The sequence below is a fragment of the Elioraea sp. Yellowstone genome (assembly GCF_006704265.1).
GTDB lineage: Bacteria > Pseudomonadota > Alphaproteobacteria > Acetobacterales > Acetobacteraceae > Elioraea.
The window spans coordinates 1-717 of record NZ_VIKA01000319.1 but is presented as its reverse complement, the minus strand read 5'-3'; the positions used below and the strand labels follow the sequence as shown (position 1 = coordinate 717).

Here is a 717-nt window from a genome sequence, read left to right as displayed (position 1 = left end):
CGGCGGCAGCGCGGCCTCGATCACATCCGTCCAGGTGGTGGCGGCGCCGAAACGCCAGCCCGCCGCATCCGCGGTGACCCCGCGCCGGCCCGACGAGGTGACCGCGGCCCTGCGCGCCGCCGGCATCGCCGTGGCGCCGACCGGGCTCGCGCACGGCACCGTCACCGCCGTGGCGGACGGCAGGCCGATCGAGATCACCACGCTGCGTCGCGACGTCGCGACCGATGGCCGGCACGCCACCATCGCCTTCACCACCGACTGGCGCGAGGACGCCGCCCGGCGCGACTTCACCATCAACGCCATGAGCATGGATGCGGCGGGCAACGTCTGGGACTGGTTCGGCGGCCGCGAGGATCTCGCGCGCGGGGTGGTCCGTTTCGTCGGCGATCCGGCCACCCGGCTCGCCGAGGACTACCTGCGCGCGCTCCGCTTCTTCCGCTTCCACGCGCGCTACGGACACGGACCGCCGGACGCGGCGGCGCTGGCGGCGATCCGGGCCGCGGTGCCGGGGCTCGCCATCCTGTCGGCCGAGCGGGTGTGGTCGGAGCTGAAGCGCATCCTCGCCGCGCCCGATCCGCGCGACGCGGTGCGGCTGATGGACGAGACGGGCGTGCTCGCCGCGGTGCTGCCCGAGGCGGTCGCACGGCCGCGGCTCGAGGCGCTGGTCGCGGCCGGCGCGCCCGCCGATCCGCTGCTGCGCCTCGCGGCCCTCTGCCC

Annotated in this window: 1 pseudogene; it reads left to right on the top strand. The window is 76.8% G+C overall.

Features of this window, described 5'->3' with window-relative positions:
• Positions 1-79: 79 nt before the first annotated feature.
• Positions 80-717 (top strand): annotated as a pseudogene (locus tag FK498_RS18930) (CCA tRNA nucleotidyltransferase); the annotation flags it as partial.